This is a genomic window from Ruegeria sp. CL3 (assembly GCF_056536505.1).
This window is the reverse complement of the sequence record NZ_JBQFPT010000001.1, coordinates 101,975-120,292: the sequence shown is the minus strand read 5'-3', so window position 1 is coordinate 120,292 and position 18,318 is coordinate 101,975. Positions and strand designations below refer to the sequence as shown.

The following is an 18,318-nucleotide window of genomic DNA, read 5'->3' as shown; positions in this document are numbered from 1 at the left end:
TCCGTGGGGGACGATCATGGCAAGCATTCGGGACATCCTGAACAATCTGGCGCGCGATTACGCCATCGCCTGGAGCTCCGGTGACGCAGAAGATGTCGCACGTTTTTTTGCGCCTGATGGGCAGATCATCATCAACCGAGGCGACCCGCACAAAGGCCGAGACGCCATCGTAGAAATGGTGCGTGGCTTCCATGCAGAGTTTTCCAACCTCGAAGTGCGGTGCGATATGTTTCGCTGGGCCGGATCACACGCGATCTTCGTGAAAACGATGGAAGGGCATCATTCCGAAACCGGTAATCAGGTGGTGGTTCGTGGATGGGAAGAATGGGACCTAACGCCCGAGCACAAGGTTCAATCTTCAGTGGGCTGGTTCGATATGGAGGATTTTCACAGGCAAATCGCCGGTAGCTAGCAATCAAAGCCCCGCAAACTGCGCCGCCTGTTTATCGGTCCATAGCACGGTGATCTCAAACCCGTCTTCTGTTTGCTCTTCAGATCGAACCACATCCTGCCGGAACAGCCACGCGCGCTTGTCGCCTTCGGCGAAGCTCAGCGAGAGAGTGGTTTCGCGCCGGACCCCCTGCAGTTTTGTCGCGATATCAGCCAGCAGAGGCGCGATCCCATCACCGGTCACGGCCGAGATCGCAAAGATCGACGGATCGCGGTCAGCGCGTGCCAAAACCGCCTCACGCTCATCGGCGTCCAGCAGATCGGTCTTGTTCCAAACCTCAAGCATGGGCCGCGCATCATCGACACCCAATGAGGTGAGGATGGCCTGAACGTCGTCGGCCTGCGCTTGTGACTCGTCATGGCTGATGTCGCGCACATGCACGATCAAGTCCGCGCCCAGAACTTCCTCAAGCGTTGCCCGGAACGCAGCGACCAGCTCGGTCGGCAGGTTCGAGATGAAACCCACCGTGTCCGACAGGATCACCTCGGGGCCGTCTGGCAGAACAACGCGGCGCATGGTTGGGTCCAGCGTGGCGAACAGCATGTCCTTGGCCATGACCTCGGCCCCGGTCAGGCGATTGAACAGGGTGGATTTGCCCGCGTTGGTATAGCCGACAAGCGCCACGATCGGATACGGCACCTTGGCCCGCGCGGCCCGGTGTAGCGTGCGTGTTTTGACAACCTTTTGCAGTTGCCGACGCAAACGCACCAGTTGCTCGTCAATGGCGCGGCGGTCGGCCTCGATCTGAGTCTCACCCGGGCCGCCAACAAAGCCCAAACCGCCCCGCTGGCGTTCCAGGTGGGTCCAGGCCCGGACAAGCCGCGTGCGCTGATAGCTGAGCGCGGCCATCTCGACCTGCAAAACACCTTCGCGGGTGCGGGCGCGGTCGCTGAAAATTTCAAGGATCAAACCCGTCCGGTCGAGGATCTTGACCTTCCAGGCTTTCTCAAGATTGCGCTGCTGAACCGGTGTCACGGGGCCGTCGATCAGAACCAGTTCGACCTCGCTATCGTGCAACCGTTCAGCCAGCTCGTCGATCTTGCCGCTGCCAAACAGAAGCCCCGGTTGGGCGCGCGGCAGGCGCACGATCTCGGACCCGATAACATCCAGATCGGGCAATGCGGCAGCCAGTGCCACCGCCTCTTCCAGCGCGGGTCCGGGGACGCGGCGCTGTTCATCTGATTTGATTTCAGGATGCAGCACCCAAGCTCGGGTGCGCTTCCTTTCATGTTCCATCAAGAGGCGTCTTCGCCCTCATACAGGTTGATCGGCTGCGATGGCATGATGGTTGAAATCGCGTGTTTGTAGACCAACTGCGACTGTCCGTCGCGGCGCAACAATACGCAGAAATTGTCGAACCAAGTGATCACACCCTGCAATTTCACGCCATTGATCAGGAAAATCGTGACCGGGACTTTTGCTTTCCGTACATTGTTCAGGAACGCGTCCTGCAGATTCTGTCTGTCCGAAGCCATATTTTATTAACTCGCCATTGTTCTTGCTACGCGCTGCGGACCAACGCGCTCCCTCTGGCAGATTATGGAGTGACGCGCACAGATATTCCAGACGAAAAATCAGGCAGTAACGCCGGGCACGCGCAGTGGTTCAATCCCGCCACAGGGTCGGCGTGATCAGCGCGATGATTGCCAGCGTCTCAAGCCGACCGATCACCATCGCCGCGCAGAGCGTCAGTTTGGCCCCGCCCGACAGGTCAACCAGGCGGATCGGGACATCCGTCGCAAGCTCGATCAGCGGCCCGGTTGTGCTGAGGGCGGCGACACTCAGCACCATGGCCTGTTCGAACCCCGACCCCATCAGGGCCAGCAGCAGGTTAAACAGGGCAAGGGTCAGCGCGAACATCATCAGGAAGATCCACGCGATGAAGGCTCCGTCGCTTTGAATGCGGCGGTTGCCGCCGCCGGTACCACTGACCGAGGATGGGTGGATCAGCCGGTCAATCTCGCGCGCGCCGTTGAGGTAAAGCGCAAAGACCCGCAGCAATTTGACCCCACCTGCCGTAGTCGCGACACCGCCACCAACCAGCGCCAGCCCCATCAGAACCAACCCTGGAGTCCCCAGACCCGAAAGCTGCTGGGCATCGTTCCAATTCGCACTCTCGAACCCAGCTGTGGTCAGGAACGCAAGGCCGGTGAACAGCATTCCCCAGATCACGTGTAGGGCTTGCAACGGCTGCAGCTGGCCTCCAATTTCATTGACCCCTGCCCAAACGCGGAAGAACAGAAGCACCGCGACCGCCAGAACGATGAACAGCCCGATCCGGAACTCGGGGTCCTTGTCCAGCCGGGCAAAGCCGCTTGCGGCCGTATCGGTTGAAAATGTCAGCCGCGACAGGGCGAAAAGCAAAAACAGAAACAGGATCATTTCCCCCGTGATGCCCGCCTGCGCGCCCTCCAGCCCGCCAACAGGAGAGATACCCGAGGTCGCCATCACCGACATCGCATGGCAAATCGCAGTCAGGCCTTGCTCTCCCGCGATCAACAGCAGGATGCAGACCACGGCGGTCAGTCCCGCATAGATCGGCGTCAGGGTGCGGGTCACGCGCAGCAAGCGGCCGCGCGGATCGACCTGCTCGCTTTGTGCCACGCCCGATACCGGCCGACCAGGCTGGCCCCGCGCCGTGACCTCGAACCCGCCCAAGGACAGCGGCGCCAAGATCGCGGCGGCGGCGATCCACATCAGCAGACCGCCCATCCAACCCACCAGTGCGCGCCATAGATGCAACGGCGCACTGAGGCGACCAGGGTCGGGAAACAAATCTGCTCCGGTCGTGGTCAGGGCACTGACCATGTCGAAATAGGCGTTCAAAAAGGTGGTATTGCCAAGCGCATCATGAAACGGGATGGCCAGAAAGATCGGCAGAACGGTGAAGCAACCCAGTAGCACCGCCAACTGCCCCAGCGTTCCCCGCCGCGGCACCCGGTTCGAGGCCGCCAGCGCAATTGCGGATACCAGAAACAACCCAAGCAACCCGGAATAGAGGAAAGACCGCGAAGTATCGTGATCATCCAGCGCCAGCGCATAACCCGCCGGCACCCACATAGACAGCGCCGAAATCCCCCAGATCAGCAGAAACAGCGGCAAGCGCCGCAAGACCCCGATCCGAGCTGTGACCACACGCGCCATCAGAAGAAATCAATCGAAACCTGCAGCAGCCGTTCGACCTCGGGGACGTCCTTGGCCATAGCAAAGATCGACAGCACGTCCTTTTCGTCAATCCGCAGACTGCCCGTTGGGCGCAACAGTTCGTCGCCTTTGAGAACAGCGCCAACCAGAACACCCTCGGGGAAGTCGATATCGCGCAGTTTCTGCCCGGCCATGGGCGAAGTCGAAAGCACCTCTGCCTCAATCACTTCGGCTTCGGCGTCGCCGATGGAGTAAACCTGCCGCACCCGCCCATGCCGGATATGGCGCAGGATCGAGCTGACGGTGGTCGCTCGTGGGTTGATATAGGCGTCAATGCCCAGAGGCCCCATCAACGCGACCATACTGGGGTCATTGATCAGGGCAATCGCTAGCGCACAGCCTTCGGCCTTTGCGCGCACGGCGGCCAGCATGTTGGTGCGGTCATCATCTGTGACGGCCAGCATCGCATCAGCGCGGTCAATGCCCGCCTCGTTCAGCAACGCCGAGTCTAGCCCGTCGCCATGCAGGACAATGGTCCTCTCCAGCGCTTCAGCGGCTTTTTCGGCGCATTCCCGGTCTCGCTCAATTATCTTGGCCCGCACGCGGCTTTCGCGTTCTTCAAGTGTTCGCGCGACTTCGAGCCCGACATTGCCACCGCCGACGATCACAACACGGTCCTGCCTTTTTTGCGCTTTGCCGAACACCTCCATTGTTCGGTCGACATCCTTCACGCTGGTGAAGACATAACATTCATCGCCCACAAACAGCTGATCTTCGGATTCCGGTGCGAAAAGGCTGCCCTCGCGCCGGACCCCGACCACGATGGAGCTGAGGGTCGAGAACAAATCGGTCAATTGCCGCAGAGGCGTGTTCACGATCGGGCAATCCTCGTCGATCCGAATGCCCAACAGCTGGGCCTTGCCATTCATGAACATCTCGGTGTCAAAGGCGGACGGGGCTGACAGGCGACGCATGGCGGCGGCCGCGACCTCACGCTCGGGGCTGATCACCACATCAATCGGCAGGTGGTCGCGGCGATAGAGGTCTGAGTGGATCGCCTGAAGGTAGGATTGAGATCGCAAACGCGCGATCTTGCGCTGGATGGCGAAAACCGAATGGGCCATCTGGCAGGTGACCATATTCACCTCGTCCGAATGGGTTGCGGCGATGATCATGTCGGCATCGCGCGCCCCTGCCCGTTCCAGCACATCCGGATAGCTGGCAAAGCCCGCGATCCCCTGCACGTCCAGCGTTTCCGTCGCGCGGCGCACAAGATCAGGGTTGTTGTCCACCACCGTGACGTCGTTCAACTCGCCCGATAGATGCCGTGCGATCTGCCAGCCAACCTGACCCGCACCGCAAATGATGACCTTCATGTTTCTGGCCCTTCTGCCTGAAATCTTTGAATGACAGATGGTCCTGAGAGGGTCAATTGAATTGTCATACCCGACCTTTTCGGGCAGAATAAGCATATGAAAACACTCGTTCACCTGCTTGTTCCAGTGATGCTGCTGACCGCCTGCGGCCCGCTTTCCATATACTATCGCGAGGGGGAAAGCGTCTCGAAGATGCAGGAACAAACCACTCAGTGTAAGGTTCAGGCGCTTGAACAGGCACCGGTTGCCAACCAGGTCCGTCAGGGGCCGCCGACCTATTGGCCAGGCCGCACCTATTGCGACGGGAGCGGACGGTGCTATCGCAGTGGCGGTTGGTGGGAGCCTGGGCGCATATACACGGTCGACGTCAACCAACCGCTACGCAACACGGTTGAAGCACAGTGCATGGCGCAGAAAGGGTTTCGCCCTGTCAGCCTGCCGCCCTGCAAATCCGGGGTGAAATCCCGCGTTCCGGCAACCCGCACAACGACCCTCCCTCCGCTGAATACGGAATCCTGCTTCGTCAAATTCGATGACGGGTCGTTTCAGATCATCACGCCCGGTCAGGCCGGCTGACGGAGCGCTCGTTTTCGCGCCAATGAGACATGCGCAAGGATCGCGGCCGCGTAGATTCCGATCACTGTGATCAACATACCGGCCTCGCCCGTCCGCCCAAGGACGGCCAACAGAACAGGCGTGCCCAACAAGTTCCCCGCATTGCCCATTTGCGCCATGGCGCCATAGCTGAGAGCCTGCGTCTCGGGCGTTTGGTTCAGGATAGGCACGGCGGCAAAGCTACCCCCTTGCACCAGCCCCAGCACCGCAAACAAACAGACACAAACGAGTTCCAGCGGCACGCCAAGAAAAACCCCGGTGATAGCAAACATTCCAAGCGCAAATCCCAGATTGACGACCGCAACGCAGGACATTCGGGACAAAAGGATTGGAACTGCGACCCAGCTCAGAACAATGCCTGCCAAGGGCATCAGGCCCGCAACCGTCGCGGTATGCCCCTCGGGCAGCCGACCTGGCAGGATGGCCAGCAACGAGACGAAGGTTAAAGTGTAGAAGAACCAACCTATGGCCGGGGCCGACACAAAGGGCGACTGGTAGGTGCGCAGATGCACGTCAAAGAGTTCGCCCCAACGCCAAGGGGCAGCACCCAGAGATGGTTGAACCTTTATTCCACAAAGCAGGATCAGACCCGCTATGGCGATCATCAGGCCGCCGTGCAGTGCGAAGAAAAAGGGTAGGCCGAAATGCTCGACGACCGGCAGGCCGATCCAGGCGTTCAACGCGAAGGCCACGCCGAAGAATGTGCTCCACAACACCATCGAGATATTGCGCGCCTTGCCGGTCGTGATCTGAGCGATCAGCGTGGGCGCAGCGACGACGATGGCGAGGTGCGAGACCCCCTCGACAAACCGGGTGGCCAGCATTGTGTAAAACCCGGGAAGGCTCGCCTGAAAGATCGACAGCGCGCCGCCCAGACACAACCCGCCAATGAGCAGTTTCAACGCCCCGACGCGCCCCACGACGGCACCGGACACCGCACCCAAAACCGCTCCCAGAAGACTGATGATCGACAACAGCCAGCCCATACTCTCGGCATGATTGGGGTAGAGCAGCACAAGCTCGGGAAACGGCACGGCAATCTTGGCAAATTGCGTGGCTGCGCCCAGACCGGCCAGCCAGAGGAGAAGAACCTGAAATGCTTGCATCATGGGGCACTTTTACAGCGCCTACTCAGCCCACGGAACGCATAAATTATGCGCCTGCTTTCGTCCCGCTGACCAGACGAACCGGCGTGCCGTCAGACAGGTAGAGACGTTCCCATGTGATTTCTCCGGCACTGATCCGAATACGGTCGTGAATCGCCTCGGAGGTTTGGAATGCCTTAGGCGCGGGCGTATACACATCCCACCATCCTTCGGCCTCCAACTCGGCCTCGGCCTTCTGGATTTCTTCGGTCGCAAACTGCCAGAGCGACACGCCCAAAAGCGCGTTCTGACTGGTTTTCCAGTCCCTTGCCCGACTGGCGGAATAGGCAAGGCATTTGTGGCTGGCTTCTTCGACCAGATGAAGGCAATCGGAGGAATTCATCACCAAGCGCCGCAATGCGCTGTCATCGGATCGCTTTGGACCAAGCGCGGCAAAGACCGCTTGCTGCGTGTCCGGAGGCGGCGTCTGCCCGCCTCTCTCCCATCGTGAGATAGTGGCCTGATCCACCTCAAGCAGCTCGGCCAGATAGGCCTGTTTATACCCGACGGACCGGCGCAACCGTTTCAGGCGCTTGCCGAAGCCCGGATAGCCCCGGGTCTCAAGCCGCTTGCCCGTGGATGGCGCGCCAATACCCATGGTGACCCTCCCGGCAGATTACTCTGCCGGTTCCGGCTCATCAATTTGTGCAACGCGCGCGCCCGATTTGTTCGAGGTCACAACACCCAGCGATTTCAGCTTGCGGTGCAGCGCGCTGCGCTCCATCCCGACAAAGCTGGCAGTGCGGCTGATATTGCCACCAAACCGGTTGATCTGGGTCAGCAGATACTCCCGCTCAAACGCCTCTCGCGCCTCCCGCAGTGGCAGAGTGGCCAGCGCACCGGACAGGACCACACGACCCGAATCCTCGGCCTTGTCCTCATCGCTCGGCAGCTCGCGCGCCTCAATCGGGCCTGTGCCATCGCCGAGGATCAGGACACGCTCGATCAGGTTCTTCAACTGACGGACATTGCCCGGCCATGTCATGGTCTGCAGCAGCGCAACCGCTTCCTCGGACAGCTCCCGAACCGGCAAACCCTGAGTTTCATTGCACATTTCGATGAAATGCTGCGCCAGAACCGGGATATCCTCACGACGGTCCTCCAGCGAAGGGACGTCAATCGGGACAACGTTCAGACGGTGATAAAGTTCCTCCCGGAACCGCTCGGCCACAATCTCATCATCGAGGTTCTTATTGGTCGAGGAAATCACGCGCAGATCGACCCGCACCTTGTCCGAGCCGCCAACGCGCTGGAATTGCTGATCGACCAGAACCCGCAGAATCTTGGATTGGGTCCCTAAGGGCATATCAGCTACTTCGTCGAAATAGATCACGCCGCCATGCGCTTCTTCCAGCAGGCCCGGCTCCACACCGCGTTCGCTGCTTTCGCGTCCGAATAGAACCTCTTCGACCCGCTCCGGCTCGATTCCGGCGCAATTGACCGTCACGAAGGGCGCATTGGCCCGGTTGGAATGCGCGTGGATATAGCGCGCCGCGATTTCCTTGCCCGAACCCGCCGGTCCGCTCAGCATCACACGGCCGTTCGACTTGGTGACCTTGTCCAACTGGCCTTGCATCGCCCGGAACGAGGCCGATTTGCCGATCATATCCGAGCAGCTGACCTCTTTGCGTTTCAGCGAAGCATTCTCGCGACGCAAGCGCGAGGTCTCCATCGCGCGGCGGATCACGACCATCAACTGGTCGATATTGAAGGGCTTTTCGATAAAGTCATACGCGCCCTGTTTGATTGCGGCGACGGCGATTTCGATATTGCCGTGACCCGAAATAATCACCACCGGCACATCCGGGTTGTCGCGCTTTACCGCCTTCAGAATGTCAATCCCGTCCATGCGGCTGTCTTTCAGCCAGATATCCAGGATCAACAGCCCCGGCGGTTCGGAATTAATAGACGACATGCACTCATCTGAGTTCGCCGCCAGTCGGGTTGAATAGCCTTCGTCCTCCAGAATGTCGGACACCAGTTCGCGAATATCGCGTTCGTCATCTACGATCAGAATGTCGCTCATCTTTGGCCTGCTTTCATTATGTTGGTTTTAATCGCCTGCTTCTGTGGCGCTGAATTGGATGGGAGGGTCGCCCCCGGTAAACGGATCACGGCCATTGCGCCGAAATGGTCCTGTCCGTCAAAGGTGGGCGCGTCTTCTAGCGTCAGCGCTCCGCCGTGTTCTTCGATGATTTTCTTGACGATGGGCAGGCCCAGCCCGGTCCCTTCGTCGCGTGTGGTCACATAGGGCTCAAACAACCGCGCACGGTCTTCCGGCAGCCCGATCCCGTTGTCCGCAATAGTGATGATCGTCCCAGCATCGTCACTGTAAACCGCCACCTTGATCTGCGGCTTCAGGTTTTCAGGAGCGCCCTTTTCTTTTAGGGTTTCAATGGCTTCCCCGGCATTCTTGATTAGGTTGGTGAAGGCCTGATTCAGCATGGTCGCGTCCACGTCCACCGGGATTGCTTGGTCCGGAAGATCCGCATCAATCTGCACCTCGGGTTGACCAGCCTGCTGCAACAGCACCGCCTCGCGCACCAGCGCAACAACATCTTCTTCGCTCCGTTCAGGCTCGGGCATGCGCGCGAATTTCGAGAACTCATCCACGATCCGGCGCAAGTCATTGGTCTGACGCACGATCACGTCGGTCATGGAGACGAGGATATCGCAATCCTCTTCATCCAGCTTGCGCGAGAATTTCCGCTTGATCCGCTCTGCGCTCAGCTGAATCGGGGTCAGAGGATTCTTGATCTCGTGTGCAATCCGCCGGGCCACATCGCCCCACGCGGCCATACGCTGTGCACTGACCAGATCGGTGACATCATCAAAGGCCACGACATAGCCCTCAAGCCCGCCGTCTTCGCCCCGCCGCGTGGCCATCCGTACCAGCAGGTTCTCTAACTGCCCTTTGCGCGTGACCTTGATCTCACCTTGCACGGCCTCTTGCCCGCTGTCTTTCAGGCTTTCGAACAGAGGCAGGAATTCAGGCACCGCGATGCCGATGGCCAGATGCTCCTCGCCCCGGGACCAATCCAACAGCCGCTCGGCTGACCGGTTGACGAAGGTCACACACCCTTCCGGATCCACGCCCACAACGCCCGAGGTCACCGAACTCAGCACCGAGTCGAACAGGCGACGGCGGCTTTCGATTTGGCGAGTGTTTTCGAGCAGCGTATCCCGCTGGCCCTTCAACTGCCGTGTCATCTGGTTGAAGTAGCGACCCAGCATGGCAATTTCGTCATCGCTGGCCTCTTCGATCACCTGCACGCTTAGGTCGCCCGCACCGACTCTCTGCGCCGCTGTGGTCAGCCGCCCCACGGGCCGCGAGAGGCGTTCTGCAAACCACATTCCCAGCGACATTGCAGCAAGAATCAGGATCAGCGCAAAGCCCAGATAAAGAAGACCGAACTCGAACAGCACCCGCCCGCGTTCGCTTTCAAGCTGTTGATAGAACTGCGCTGTTTCCTTGGTGTCATCCAGCAGCGTCAGCAATTGGCCGTCGACCTCACGACTGACGTAGAGGTATCTGTCCAGATATGCCTGCAACGGTACCAGCGCGCGGAATTCGTTGTTCTGCCAGTCCGCGATGATCAGAAGGCCGCTTTCGGTGGCTGCGGCCATCTGCTCGAGCGTCGGTGCTTCGTAGTTGAACAGGTAAGAGCGATCACCTCGCGACCGGATTTCACCATCGCCGTCAATCACATAGGCCTCACGCAGGCCCCGCTGGATCTGCGCCTGCCCCTGCGCCAGAACCTCACGCAGCTCGGCATCCGAGATGTAGAAATCCCGCGCCCGCGCATTGTCGAGGAAAAGCGCCAGAACGGCGGCGTCTTGTGTCAGGCCCTGCCGGTGCTCAAGCTCATACGCCTCGGCTGCGGTGAGGGACGATCCCACAACCTGCCGAACCCGGTCCGAGAACCAGCCCTCAAGGCCGATATTCACCGTCAGCCCAGCGAAGATCGCGACCGTCACCGTCGGCACCAGCGCCAGCAGTGTAAACGCGCCAATCAAACGCAAATGCAGGCGGGATCCCGCTGATTTGGCCCGCCGCGCTGCGATCAGACTGCCCAACTGGCTCATCACCAGAGCCGCAACGACCAGCACGTAAACGAGGTCAGCCAGCAGAATCAGGCGCAACGTCGGGGCAGTTGCACCCAGATCGAACGGACCTATGACAAGATACGTCGCAAGCGCCAAGACTGGCCCCAGAAGAACCAGCCCGAAGGTGCTGTAATTGCGCAGTTTCCGGGATCTGCGCCACCGGTTAACCGATGGGAGAATCCCGCTCTGTGCCCGGGTTGCCACCGTCTGCCCTCATCCTGATGTGCTGCTTTCGCAGCGAACCGCCATATCTCGTGGTCTATTCCCGGGCGATACCCGAATGCCACGCTTTGTGTGGCGATATTACATCAGTTTGCGACGGCGTGTCACCTGAATATCGAGGTCCGTGATCTTTTTCCGCAGCGTATTTCGGTTAATCCCAAGTAAATCCGCGCATTTTGCCTGGTTTCCGCCGGTGGCTTCCAGTGCTATTTCGATCAACGGCGCCTCAACCTCGCGCAATATGCGCTGATACAGGCCCGGAGGCGGTAGCATATTGCCGTGCAAATCGAAATAACGACGCAGATGGCGCTCAACCGAAGTTGCCAGTTTCTCACGCTCTCCTCCGCCCAGAACGGGTTCGGCTTCGGGCTGGCTGCCCAGAACCATCTCGACCTCGGCTTTCGAGATCTCATCGGACCGGCTGGTCAGGCTGAGCCTGCGGATCGCGTTCTCCAACTGCCGCACATTGCCCGGCCAGGAATAGCGCCGGACCAGCTCAACCGCATCGGCACTGAGCCAGCGTTTGGACCCAAGGTCCTTTTCCTCACGGGCTAGAAAATGCTCGGCCAACAGGGTGATGTCGTCCACCCGCTCCCGCAGGGCCGGGACATGGATGGTTGCGCCGCAGAGGCGGTAGTAGAGGTCCTGACGGATACGCCCGCCCTCCATCCCGGCAGTCAGATCCGATTGGCTGGTCGCCATGAAGCGGGGCACGTGGTCGCCTGGCGTATCCATCATCCGCACGATCCGCGCCTGAATCTCGTCATCGATATCGGCGATCTCATCAATCAGCAGCGTCCCGCCACGCACCCGCGCCATAACGCGTGCGGGGCCTTCGAGGTCGCGCAGATCAGCCGCCGTTGCCGTCACAAACGGCAAGGTCCGCCGGTCCGAAAAATCGTGAATAGCCCGCGCGATCAGCGACTTACCGGTCCCACTTTCACCAGAAATCATAACGGACAGATCGGTATTCATCACCCGCGCCACCAGACGATAAAGCGACTGCATCACCGGCGTGCGCCCTACCAGAGGCAATTCATCCGGGCGCTCATTCTCTTGGGGTTCGGGATCGCTCTGCAGGCGTTGCTTCTGCTCCAAGGCACGCGCCGTCCGCTTCATCAGGTCCGGCAGGTCAAACGGCTTGGGCAGGTAATCGTAAGCATCCGCCTCGGCCGCCTGGATCGCGGTCATGATCGTGTTCTGAGCCGAGATCACGATCACCGGCAAGCCAGGACGGTCCTCGGCGATCTTTGGCAGCATTTCCAAACCGTTGCCGTCCGGCATGACCACGTCCGAGATCACCACGTCCCCTTTGCCTTCGCCAACCCAACGCATCAGCGTGGTCAGCGAGGACGTGGCATGCACCTTACATCCAGCGCGCGTCAGAGCCTGTGTCAGAACGGTGCGGATCGTGCGGTCGTCATCCGCGACCAGAACGGTGCCATCCATCAGATACTCTCCTCTTTCGGTTTTTTATTTTCAGTCGGCGCACGGCGCAGCGACAGTTTGAAAACGGTCCGCCCCGGCACGGAATCAACGGAAATCCAGCCGTCATGGTCCGAGATGATCTTGCTGACCAAGGCCAGCCCCAGCCCTGTCCCGTTTTCCTTACCCGAGACAAAGGGGTCAAAGATGTCACTGCGGATTTTTTCCGGCAGGCCCGGCCCGTCATCAATGATCTCGATCTGCAGCGGCAGCGAGTGCCCCGATCCATCGCTGCGACGAAGGCGGAAGGAATGTTCGAAATAAGTGCGCAGGCGGATTGTACCGCCCTGCGGACCCGCCGCCTCAGAGGCGTTCTTCAACAGGTTCAGAACGACTTGCAGAAGTTGATCCGGGTCGCCAAAGGCCAACGGCAGCGAAGGGTCGTAATCCTCGACAATGGCCATATCTGCGCCGAAACCCAACAGGGCCGAGCGGCGGGCGCGGTCCAGGACATCGTGGATGTTGACCGGCTTGAAGTCAGGTTGTTGCAGGTTTCCAAACTGCTCGACCTGCTCCAACAGCTTTACGATCCGACGGCTTTCAGCAACGATTAGATCTGTGAGTTCAAGATCTTGCGGCGCGATATTCATGCTTAGCAATTGCGCGGCGCCGGTGATTCCCGCCAGTGGGTTCTTGATCTCATGCGCCAGCATTTCTGCCATTCCGATGGCGGACTGCGCGGCGGATTTGACCGTATTTCCCCGAGTCATGCGCCCCGCCAATTCGCGCGGGGATATGATCATGATCATCGACCCGGGGTGACCAACCAGTGGCGCAATTTGCAAGGCGCATTGTAGCGGTGCGCGGTTGCCCGACCCCGCATCCACATCGTTGACAAACAAGGGCGTTCCCTGAGCACGTGCGCGGTCAAAGGCTTCCTCTAGCGGCGCATCAACGGCGATCTGATCCCAGACGGGGTGGCCAATTACCGACTTACGCGAGGCATTCAGGAACCCCTCGCCCGAGGAATTCACATCCGCAATCCGGTCGTCCTGGTCGATAATGAAAGCCGGAACCGGCAGCGAGTTCCAGATGCTCTGATCCGAAGTCATGCTGCCACTCCCTGCTGACACTCCAGCGCATCGCCCAACAGGCGCAGCACATCATCCGTATCGCGAGAGGTCAGAACCGCCCGACGCAGAGGCGCGGGCGTTCTGGCCTCATCCATGTACCAGCCCAGATGTTTTCGAGCGACGCGGAGGCCAAGGTCGGTACCATAAAAGCCCAACATCGCCTGATAATGCGCGCGCACCATGTCGATCAGATCCGCGCTTTCGGGGATCTCCGGCGCGTCGGTGCCATAGACCTCATGGCAGATCTGCGCCAGCAGCCACGGCTTGCCCTGCGCCCCTCGGCCAACCATGACACCATCCGCGCCTGATTGCTTCAGCGCTGTGCGGGCCGCGTGCGTATCCACGATGTCCCCATTGGCGATTACGGGGATCGAGACAGCCTCTTTCACTGCTCGGATTGCCTGCCAATCGGCACGGCCTTTGTAAAACTGACAGCGCGTCCGTCCATGGATCGTGACCATCCGGATCCCCGCCTCCTCGGCCCGACACGCCACGTCGGGCGCGTTCAGCAGCGCGTCATCCCATCCAAGCCGCGTTTTAAGCGTCACGGGGACATCGACAGCCTCAACCACGGCCTCGATCAAACTCAGGGCGTGATCCGGTGTCTTGAGCAAGGCCGAGCCGGAATAACCGTTGGTCACCTTTTTGGCAGGACAGCCCATGTTGATGTCGATCACGCGCGCGCCACGATCTGCCACCTGACGGGCAGCTTCAGCCATCCAATGCGCCTCACGCCCGGCCAGCTGAACCGCTGTGTTCTCCACATCTGCCGACAGCTCGGCCCGCTCGCGCACGCCGGGTTTGGCCTGCACCATTTCCTGACTGGCGACCATTTCGCTGACCACCAAGCCCGCGCCAAAACGCATAACCAAATCGCGGAACGGGCGATCCGTGATTCCAGCCATCGGGGCCAGCAAGACAGGCGGAGATACGGTTTTGTCGGCGAGGTGCAGCGTCAACGTGCTTAATCCTTGGGCAATTGCGGATTTGATATCGAATTCGGAGCATATGAACAACAAAACGACGACCAGCAAGCCTGCAAAATCATCACTTGCCTATTTTTTAGTCACATTACCATGGGTGATTGCCTCTGCATTCACCGCCCCCTAAACAAAGCGCAGCATTCCGGAGAAACCCGACCATGACCACAGCCGCCATAATCGTTGCCGCAGGGCGCGGATTGCGCGCCGGAGGCGGCACGCCCAAGCAATGGCGCGCGCTGGCCGGTCGACGCGTGGCGGATTGGACGATCGACCGGTTTCGTGGCCTTGTCGACCACATCGTTTTGGTCTTGTCGGACGAAGACGCCCCGGCTTGGCAGGAGTTTCGCGACACTGACCTGATACTAGCCACAGGTGGCGCGGATCGGGCAAGTTCGGTTCGTAACGGATTGCAGGCATTGGATAATCACCAAGTGAGCCACGTGCTGATCCATGACGTGGCACGGCCCTGTGTCCCAGTACATCTCATTCAGAACGTCCTGAGCGCGCTGGATACCCATCAGGCCGCAGCCCCCGGTTTACCTGTTACAGACGCGCTTTGGATCGGGCATGATGGCTCGGTTTCTGGAACGCAGGACCGTAGCAACCTGTTTGCTGCGCAAACCCCTCAGGGGTTTGACTACGATTCCATCGTCAAAGCGCATGCCGCGCACCCCGGAGGCGCCGCCGATGATGTTGAGGTCGCACGGACCGCAGGTCTTGAAGTTTGCATTGTGCCGGGCGATGCGGACAATCTGAAAATCACCCGCCCTGAGGATTTTGAACGGGCGGAACGGATAATGGGAACGAATATGGATGTGAGGCTGGGCAACGGCTATGACGTGCATCGTTTTGGCGATGGCGATCACGTGATCCTCTGCGGCGTGAAGGTCCCGCATGAACGCGGGCTGCAAGGGCATTCCGACGCGGATGTCGGGATGCACGCGGTCACCGACGCGATTTACGGCGCGCTAGCACAAGGGGATATCGGCCAGCACTTCCCCCCTTCGGACCAGCAATGGAAAGGCGCAGCCAGCGAGATCTTCCTGCGCCATGCGGTCGAGTTGGCCGAGGCGATGGGCTACCGCATCTCGAACGTCGATTGTACGCTGGTCTGCGAATACCCCAAGATCGGCCCTCATGCCCCGAAAATGAAAGAAGAAATGTCCAAAATCATGGGTTTGCGTGCCGATCAGGTCTCGGTCAAGGCCACCACGTCCGAGCGTCTGGGCTTTACCGGGCGTAGCGAGGGCATCGCGTCGCTCGCCACTGCTTGTCTGGTGAAAGCATGAACCTCGCGCGCCTGATAGGAACCGTCTGCGGCGTCGGATATCTGCGCCCTGCCCCCGGCACATGGGGATCACTTGCGGCCCTGCCTCTGGTCTGGGTGCTGCACGTTTTGGGCGGCTTCCCCTTGCTCGTGCTTGCGACGCTCGTCGTGTTCATCGCGGGGCTGTGGGCCACAAAGTTGATGACCGCCGGGCAAGAGGATCACGACCCGTCCGAGATCGTTATCGATGAGGTCGCGGGCCAGTTCATCGCGCTCTGGGCCATTTCCTATCCAAGCTGGGCACACGGGATCGAGATCACCGCGCTCTGGCCCGGCTGGGTCGCGGGTTTCCTGCTGTTCCGGCTGTTCGACATCACCAAGCCCGGCCCGGTCGGCTGGGCCGATCGCAAAGGAGACGCGATGGGCGTGATGCTGGATGATGTGATCGCCGGGGTCTTTGCGGCCATCGGTGTGATGGTTCTGGCCGGGATCGCACATGGAGTGTTGGGCCTATGACCGTCTCCGAGCTTTTGGACCGCGCCAAAGCCCAAGGCATCATGATCGCGACCGCTGAAAGCTGCACGGGCGGCATGGTGGCTGCGGCCTTGACCGACATCCCCGGAAGTTCGGCCGTGTTGGACCGGGGGTTCGTCACCTACACCAACGAGGCCAAGCAGCAGATGCTTGGCGTGCGCGGCGAGACACTCGACACCCATGGCGCGGTCTCCGAGCAGGTCGCACAAGAAATGGCCGATGGCGCACTGAGGCAGTCGCGCGCGCAACTGGCCGTGTCGATCACTGGCATCGCAGGCCCCGGAGGGTCAGAATTCAAACCCGAAGGTCGGGTGTGCTTTGGCCTTGCTGCCGCAGGGCAACCCACGCGCACCGAAACTGTCGAGTTCGGCGCTCTGGGGCGCGAAAGAGTTCGTCAGGCCGCGCGGGACCATGCACTGAAAATGCTTTATTCCGGTCTTTCGCAAACCGCTTAAATTTACAGCAAAGACGTCACCATGACGCAAAATTATGCGTCAATTGACAAAAAGCCGTCAAAATAGGCGTCTTTTTGCACCTCTGCCTCTTTTTTCCCCGATCCAGCTCAGCTTCAACCCGCCGCACACCACTCACGAGGTGTCGGCCGTGGCGGTTTGCCCGGCCGACGCCCAAACGGCAAAAAAGGAGACCGGCCCATGAACGGAGCCGATACAGCCTGGATCATTGTGGCAACTGCACTGGTCCTGTTCATGACATTGCCGGGCCTTGCCCTGTTCTATGGCGGGCTTGTGCGTGCCCGAAATGTCCTCAGCGTGTTTATGCACTGCTTCTCGATTGCCTGTTTAATGAGCATCCTTTGGCTGGTCGCGGGTTATTCCATCGCCTTCGGGCCCGGTGAAAGCGGGTTCTGGGGTGGATTGGGCAAAGCGTTCCTGAACGGGGTCGATGCCGAAAGCCTGGCGGGCACCCTGCCCGAAATCCTGTTCTTTGCCTTCCAGATGACCTTCGCGATCATCACCCCCGCCCTAATCGTCGGCGCCTACGTCGAGCGGGTCGGCTTTGGCTTTGTCCTCACCTTCTCGGGCCTGTGGATGCTGCTGTGCTATGCGCCGGTGGTCCACTGGATCTGGGGCGGTGGGATGTTGTCCGATGGCGGCATTCTGGGTGAGATCGGCGTGCGCGACTTTGCTGGCGGCATTGTTGTTCACGAGACCGCCGGTCTGGCCGCGCTGATCATCGCCGTGATCCTCGGCCCGCGCCGCAACCGCACGACGCCTCCGCACAATCCGGGCTTTGTCATGATCGGTGCCGCGATGTTGTGGGTCGGCTGGTTCGGCTTCAACGGCGGTTCGCAACTGGCCGCTGACGGCGGCGCCGCGATGGCCATGACCGTCACACATCTGTCCGCCGCGACCGCATCTCTGACCTGGGCGCTGTGGGAGAAGATCCGCTTTGGCAAAGCGTCGATGGTCGGTCTGGTCACCGGCACCATTGCGGGTCTGGCCTCGATCACTCCGGCCTCGGGCTTTGTGGGTCCGGTGCAGGCGCTGATCATCGGGGCCGTTGCAGGTGTACTGTGTCAGGAGGCCGTCTTTGTCATCCGCAACAAGCTGAACATTGACGACACGCTGGACGTCTTTGCCGTGCACGGTGTCGGAGGCATCTTTGGCACCCTGATGATTGCGCTGTTCGGTCTGGGCACATGGACAGCGCAGCTTGGAGGCCTTGTGATTGTGGGTGCCTTTACGGCAGTTGTCACCTTTGTGCTGATCAAGGTGGTTGCAGCCATCACCCCGCTTCGCGTAGACGCCGAGACCGAGACAAACGGCCTCGACCTGTCGGTACACGGCGAGCGCGCCTATGACATGAGCAGCTAAGCCCACCTTGGTTGCCCATCGCCCGCAAGGGCAAAAGCGGACCTGTCGCGGGTCCGCTTTTTCTTTGTTCGGCCCTCTCGA

Annotated in this window: 17 protein-coding genes; 6 read left to right on the top strand and 11 right to left on the bottom strand. The window is 60.2% G+C overall.

Annotated features, from left to right (window positions below; all coding sequences use genetic code 11):
• The first annotated feature begins 16 nt into the window (after positions 1-16).
• On the top strand, positions 17-412 hold the full coding sequence (locus ACR0NO_RS00645) for an SgcJ/EcaC family oxidoreductase (RefSeq protein ID WP_480722632.1): 396 nt from the start codon (positions 17-19) through the stop codon (positions 410-412).
• A gap of 3 nt (positions 413-415) precedes the next feature.
• Here ACR0NO_RS00645 and hflX read toward each other — a convergent pair whose 3' ends face one another.
• The 4 genes from hflX to trkA form a co-directional block, all read right to left on the bottom strand.
• A complete protein-coding gene (gene hflX, locus ACR0NO_RS00640; protein WP_480722631.1) occupies positions 416-1,687 on the bottom strand; it encodes a GTPase HflX in 1,272 nt (423 codons plus the stop codon).
• Complete coding sequence (gene hfq, locus ACR0NO_RS00635; RefSeq protein WP_005982826.1) at positions 1,687-1,926, bottom strand: RNA chaperone Hfq; 240 nt, start codon at positions 1,924-1,926, stop codon at positions 1,687-1,689. Before hfq ends, hflX begins: the two co-directional genes overlap by 1 nt.
• 130 nt (positions 1,927-2,056) lie before the next feature.
• On the bottom strand, positions 2,057-3,595 hold the full coding sequence (locus tag ACR0NO_RS00630; protein ID WP_480722630.1) for a TrkH family potassium uptake protein: 1,539 nt from the start codon (positions 3,593-3,595) through the stop codon (positions 2,057-2,059).
• A complete protein-coding gene (gene trkA, locus ACR0NO_RS00625) occupies positions 3,595-4,971 on the bottom strand; it encodes a Trk system potassium transporter TrkA (RefSeq protein ID WP_170466662.1) in 1,377 nt (458 codons plus the stop codon). The genes ACR0NO_RS00630 and trkA overlap by 1 nt, the downstream gene beginning before the upstream one ends.
• Positions 4,972-5,067: 96 nt before the next feature.
• Between trkA and ACR0NO_RS00620 the strand changes: the two genes are divergently transcribed.
• Positions 5,068-5,547 carry a hypothetical protein gene (locus tag ACR0NO_RS00620; protein WP_170466659.1) on the top strand — a complete coding sequence of 160 codons (480 nt, stop codon included), beginning with the start codon at positions 5,068-5,070 and terminating at the stop codon, positions 5,545-5,547.
• Here the strand turns inward: ACR0NO_RS00620 and ACR0NO_RS00615 are convergent.
• The 7 genes from ACR0NO_RS00615 to dusB all read right to left on the bottom strand — a co-directional run bounded on the left by ACR0NO_RS00615 (position 5,535) and on the right by dusB (position 14,577).
• Positions 5,535-6,695 (bottom strand): MFS transporter, encoded by a 1,161-nt coding sequence (locus ACR0NO_RS00615; RefSeq protein WP_170466656.1) that lies wholly within the window; start codon positions 6,693-6,695, stop codon positions 5,535-5,537. The two genes, ACR0NO_RS00620 and ACR0NO_RS00615, sit on opposite strands and share 13 nt — an antisense overlap.
• A gap of 43 nt (positions 6,696-6,738) precedes the next feature.
• Positions 6,739-7,329, bottom strand: a complete 591-nt coding sequence (locus tag ACR0NO_RS00610; protein WP_480722629.1) for a helix-turn-helix domain-containing protein — start codon at positions 7,327-7,329, stop codon at positions 6,739-6,741.
• Between the two features lie 18 nt (positions 7,330-7,347).
• A complete protein-coding gene (gene ntrX, locus ACR0NO_RS00605) occupies positions 7,348-8,757 on the bottom strand; it encodes a nitrogen assimilation response regulator NtrX (RefSeq protein WP_170373861.1) in 1,410 nt (469 codons plus the stop codon).
• A complete protein-coding gene (locus ACR0NO_RS00600; protein ID WP_480722628.1) occupies positions 8,754-11,042 on the bottom strand; it encodes a sensor histidine kinase NtrY-like in 2,289 nt (762 codons plus the stop codon). The genes ntrX and ACR0NO_RS00600 overlap by 4 nt, the downstream gene beginning before the upstream one ends.
• A gap of 99 nt (positions 11,043-11,141) precedes the next feature.
• Positions 11,142-12,509: a response regulator gene (locus ACR0NO_RS00595; RefSeq protein ID WP_170373863.1), complete on the bottom strand. Its 1,368-nt coding sequence runs from the start codon at positions 12,507-12,509 to the stop codon at positions 11,142-11,144.
• Entirely contained in the window at positions 12,509-13,597 is a 1,089-nt protein-coding gene (locus ACR0NO_RS00590; RefSeq protein ID WP_480523486.1) for a two-component system sensor histidine kinase NtrB, read from the bottom strand. The genes ACR0NO_RS00595 and ACR0NO_RS00590 overlap by 1 nt, the downstream gene beginning before the upstream one ends.
• Positions 13,594-14,577 (bottom strand): tRNA dihydrouridine synthase DusB, encoded by a 984-nt coding sequence (gene dusB / locus ACR0NO_RS00585; protein WP_480722626.1) that lies wholly within the window; start codon positions 14,575-14,577, stop codon positions 13,594-13,596. The genes ACR0NO_RS00590 and dusB overlap by 4 nt, the downstream gene beginning before the upstream one ends.
• A 182-nt stretch (positions 14,578-14,759) precedes the next feature.
• Here dusB and ACR0NO_RS00580 point away from each other — a divergent pair, with 182 nt between their 5' ends.
• The 4 genes from ACR0NO_RS00580 (at position 14,760) to ACR0NO_RS00565 (ending at position 18,237) form a co-directional block, all read left to right on the top strand.
• Entirely contained in the window at positions 14,760-15,890 is a 1,131-nt protein-coding gene (locus ACR0NO_RS00580) for a bifunctional 2-C-methyl-D-erythritol 4-phosphate cytidylyltransferase/2-C-methyl-D-erythritol 2,4-cyclodiphosphate synthase (RefSeq protein ID WP_480722625.1), read from the top strand.
• A complete protein-coding gene (locus ACR0NO_RS00575) occupies positions 15,887-16,384 on the top strand; it encodes a phosphatidylglycerophosphatase A family protein (RefSeq protein ID WP_480722624.1) in 498 nt (165 codons plus the stop codon). The genes ACR0NO_RS00580 and ACR0NO_RS00575 overlap by 4 nt, the downstream gene beginning before the upstream one ends.
• Positions 16,381-16,857, top strand: a complete 477-nt coding sequence (locus ACR0NO_RS00570; protein WP_480722623.1) for a CinA family protein — start codon at positions 16,381-16,383, stop codon at positions 16,855-16,857. The genes ACR0NO_RS00575 and ACR0NO_RS00570 overlap by 4 nt, the downstream gene beginning before the upstream one ends.
• A 198-nt stretch (positions 16,858-17,055) precedes the next feature.
• Positions 17,056-18,237: an ammonium transporter gene (locus ACR0NO_RS00565; RefSeq protein WP_170659692.1), complete on the top strand. Its 1,182-nt coding sequence runs from the start codon at positions 17,056-17,058 to the stop codon at positions 18,235-18,237.
• Positions 18,238-18,318: the final 81 nt, after the last annotated feature.

Excerpts from the sequence above, each read along its gene's own strand:
- ntrX (WP_170373861.1), bottom strand. The coding sequence starts at position 8,757 with ATGAGCGACATTCTGATCGTAGATGACGAACGCGATATTCGCGAACTG.
- ACR0NO_RS00630 (WP_480722630.1), bottom strand. The coding sequence starts at position 3,595 with ATGGCGCGTGTGGTCACAGCTCGGATCGGGGTCTTGCGGCGCTTGCCG.
- hfq (WP_005982826.1), bottom strand. The coding sequence starts at position 1,926 with ATGGCTTCGGACAGACAGAATCTGCAGGACGCGTTCCTGAACAATGTA.
- ACR0NO_RS00595 (WP_170373863.1), bottom strand. The coding sequence starts at position 12,509 with ATGGATGGCACCGTTCTGGTCGCGGATGACGACCGCACGATCCGCACC.
- trkA (WP_170466662.1), bottom strand. The coding sequence starts at position 4,971 with ATGAAGGTCATCATTTGCGGTGCGGGTCAGGTTGGCTGGCAGATCGCA.
- ACR0NO_RS00590 (WP_480523486.1), bottom strand. The coding sequence starts at position 13,597 with ATGACTTCGGATCAGAGCATCTGGAACTCGCTGCCGGTTCCGGCTTTC.
- ACR0NO_RS00615 (WP_170466656.1), bottom strand. The coding sequence starts at position 6,695 with ATGATGCAAGCATTTCAGGTTCTTCTCCTCTGGCTGGCCGGTCTGGGC.
- ACR0NO_RS00570 (WP_480722623.1), top strand. The coding sequence starts at position 16,381 with ATGACCGTCTCCGAGCTTTTGGACCGCGCCAAAGCCCAAGGCATCATG.
- ACR0NO_RS00645 (WP_480722632.1), top strand. The coding sequence starts at position 17 with ATGGCAAGCATTCGGGACATCCTGAACAATCTGGCGCGCGATTACGCC.
- ACR0NO_RS00565 (WP_170659692.1), top strand. The coding sequence starts at position 17,056 with ATGAACGGAGCCGATACAGCCTGGATCATTGTGGCAACTGCACTGGTC.
- ACR0NO_RS00575 (WP_480722624.1), top strand. The coding sequence starts at position 15,887 with ATGAACCTCGCGCGCCTGATAGGAACCGTCTGCGGCGTCGGATATCTG.
- ACR0NO_RS00620 (WP_170466659.1), top strand. The coding sequence starts at position 5,068 with ATGAAAACACTCGTTCACCTGCTTGTTCCAGTGATGCTGCTGACCGCC.
- hflX (WP_480722631.1), bottom strand. The coding sequence starts at position 1,687 with ATGGAACATGAAAGGAAGCGCACCCGAGCTTGGGTGCTGCATCCTGAA.
- ACR0NO_RS00610 (WP_480722629.1), bottom strand. The coding sequence starts at position 7,329 with ATGGGTATTGGCGCGCCATCCACGGGCAAGCGGCTTGAGACCCGGGGC.
- ACR0NO_RS00580 (WP_480722625.1), top strand. The coding sequence starts at position 14,760 with ATGACCACAGCCGCCATAATCGTTGCCGCAGGGCGCGGATTGCGCGCC.